Annotated in this window: 2 protein-coding genes; one reads left to right on the top strand and one right to left on the bottom strand. The window is 74.4% G+C overall.

Going from position 1 to position 2,671, the window contains the following annotated elements:
* Positions 1-16 precede the first annotated feature (16 nt).
* On the top strand, positions 17-1,201 hold the full coding sequence (locus tag CNO22_RS26605) for a PP2C family protein-serine/threonine phosphatase (protein WP_232807384.1): 1,185 nt from the start codon (positions 17-19) through the stop codon (positions 1,199-1,201).
* 68 nt (positions 1,202-1,269) lie between these two features.
* On the opposite strand, the gene CNO22_RS26610 is transcribed toward CNO22_RS26605, so the two are convergent.
* Positions 1,270-2,568: a glycosyltransferase family 4 protein gene (locus tag CNO22_RS26610; protein WP_198588635.1), complete on the bottom strand. Its 1,299-nt coding sequence runs from the start codon at positions 2,566-2,568 to the stop codon at positions 1,270-1,272.
* Positions 2,569-2,671 lie beyond the last annotated feature (103 nt).

Genomic DNA, 2,671 nt, shown 5'->3' on the forward strand with positions numbered 1-2,671 from the left:
GGACAGGGTGAGCTCAGTGATCGACCCCCTGAGCTCGCTGTTGCGAGCCGCTCATCTGCTCTCCCCGGTCGATCTGGCCAGCACCGTGGCGGCGCAGGCCCGGGCGCTGGGCGCCACGGAGACCGTGCTCTACCTGGCCGACTACGAGCAGGTCACCCTGCTGCCGCTGCCCGGTGCGGGCGTCCCGGAGCGCCAGGAGCTGCCCATCGAGGGGACGATGGCCGGGCTGGCGTTCCGCCGGGTCGAGGTGCTCAGCAGCACCGCCGGAGAAGGCGTCCACCGGCTGTGGGTGCCGTTGCTGGACGGCGTGGAGCGGCTCGGCGTCGCCGAGCTCGTCCTCCCCGAGGAGCCCGGCCGCGAGCGGGACGATGCCCTCCGCGCGTTCGTCGCGCTCGTCGCCGAGCTGATCGTGGTCAGGGACGCCTACAGCGACGTCTTCTCCCGGCTGCGCCGCCGCAGGACTCTGTCGCTGGCCGCCGAGATGCAGTGGGAGCTGCTGCCGCCGCTGACCTTCGCCACCGACCGGCTGGTCATCACCGGCGGCCTGGAGCCGGCCTACGACATCGGCGGGGACTCCTTCGACTACGCGGTCAACGGTGACATCGCCGACCTGCTGGTCATCGACGCGGTCGGGCACGGGCTGCCGGCCGCGGTGCTGGCCGGCGTCGCGATCAGCGCCTACCGGCACGCCCGCCGCAACTCCCTGGACCTGCCCGACATCTCCGCGGAGATCGACGCCGCGATCGCCGGACAGTTCCCCGGCAGCCAGTTCGCCACCGCGGTCATCGCCCGCCTCGACATCGACACCGGGCGGCTGCGGTGGATCAACGCCGGACATCCGGCCCCGCTCATCCTGCGCGGCACCTCGCTGGTGCCGCTGCCGCCCCATCCGCCGGCCCGGCCGCTGGGCCTGCAGGAGGCCGAGCCGGTCTGCTGCGAGACCCGCCTGGAGCCCGGCGACCGGCTGCTGCTCTACACCGACGGCATCACCGAGGCCCGCTCCCCGGACGGGGAGTTCTTCGGCGAGCAGCGACTGGCCGACTTCATCAGCGCCGCCACCGCCGCCGGTGACCGGGCGCCGGAGACCGTGCGGCGGCTGATGCGCCGCGTGCTCAGCCACCAGGTCGATCAGCTCCAGGACGACGCCAGCATCGTGGTCCTGGAGTGGCTCACCGGCGAGGAACGACGACTGCCGCTGTAGCCCGCCGACCCCGCCACCGGCCCTCCTGACCGCCCTCGGCCCCGGGCGCCCGGACGGCGCTGTTGGGCTCAGGAGCCGGCGGCGGCGGACGGGCTTCCAGACGTGGTCACGCCTGCATCGAGCAGCTCAGGTGACGCCCCGGCACGACGGCAGGCACCGCCGACCGGTGCGCCGGCCTCCGCCAGGACGTCCTCGTAGACCCGCAGGGTGTCCTCGGCCATCCGCCGGGCCGTGAAGTGCTCCACGTATCGGCGCCGCCCGGCTCGGGCGTAGCGGTGCCGCAGATCCGGGTCGTCGAGCAGCTCGGCGAGCGCCTCGGCGAGGGCGGGCGGGTCCTGCGGCGGGACGAGCGTCCCGGTCAGCCCGTGCGCCACGACCTCCGCCGTGCCGATGACGTCGGTGGCGACCACGGGCAGGCCGGCGTCCATCGCCTCGAGGGCGGCCAGCGGCATCCCCTCCTGGCGGGAGGGCAGCACGAACACGTCCGCGGCGTCCAGGAGCATCCGAGCGTCGGTCCGGTGGCCGGACAGGTGGAGAAGCCCGGCCACCCCGAGCTCGGCCGCCTGGCGGGCCAGGTCGCCGGCCAGGTAGCCGCCGCCGACGATGACCACCGCCAGGTTCGGGAACCGCTCCGCGAGCGCCGGCATCGCCGCCACCAGGTAGCGCTGGCCCTTCTGCACCATCAGCCGGCCCACGGTCATGACCACCAGCTGATCGGGACGCAGGCCCAGCGTGGCTCGCGCGGCCGCCCGCCCGGGGCCCGGTCCTCGGGAGACGATGCCGTTGGGCACGGTGACCAGGCGCTGGGCGGGCACGCCGATGCGCTCGTGGGTCACCCGCACCCCCTCGGAGACGGCGATCAGCCGGTCCACCGGCGCGATGGCGCGGAAGAACGGGGCCCGTTTCCGCGGATTGAGCAGCCACGGCTGGTGCTGGGTCTGCACGATGGCCGGCACGTCGGCTCGTCGCGCGGCTCGGGCGCCGTCGAAGTCCTCCCGGCCGCTGCCCACGTGGATGTGGAAGACGTTCGCCGGGTGAGCGGTGAGGAAGTCCACGATGGCCTGCCCGAACGCGGCATCGCGCGGGTGGGGCAGGGCGCAGGTGGCCACCCCCAGCGCGGAGGCGCGGTCGAGGACCCGGTGTCCGCTCGCCGTTCCCCAGCACAGCACGGACACGTCGGCCTGCGACCGGAACTCCGTGGCCAGGTCCAGCATGTGCGCACCCATCCCGGAGGGATCGACCGAGGGGCTGTAGAGGCAGACCGACAGTCGTCGGGGGCGCGCGGCCGTGAAACCGGGCTGCATGGACGCCTCGCCCACCGACGAGCGGCCGTGTCCGTCGTTGGTGTCGCCGGCCGCGCCCGCCATGAACCACCTTCCCTCGGCCCTTGCCCGGGCGAACCGTCGCAGGCCGAGGCAGACGACGCAACGGCACGGGCGTGCCATCCCCACGGGCCAGCCGCGCCTCCGG

It is taken from the genome of Geodermatophilus chilensis (assembly GCF_002802985.1).
In the GTDB taxonomy this organism is placed as follows: Bacteria; Actinomycetota; Actinomycetes; order Mycobacteriales; family Geodermatophilaceae; genus Geodermatophilus; species Geodermatophilus chilensis.

Excerpts from the sequence above, each read along its gene's own strand:
- CNO22_RS26610 (WP_198588635.1), bottom strand. The coding sequence starts at position 2,568 with ATGGCGGGCGCGGCCGGCGACACCAACGACGGACACGGCCGCTCGTCG.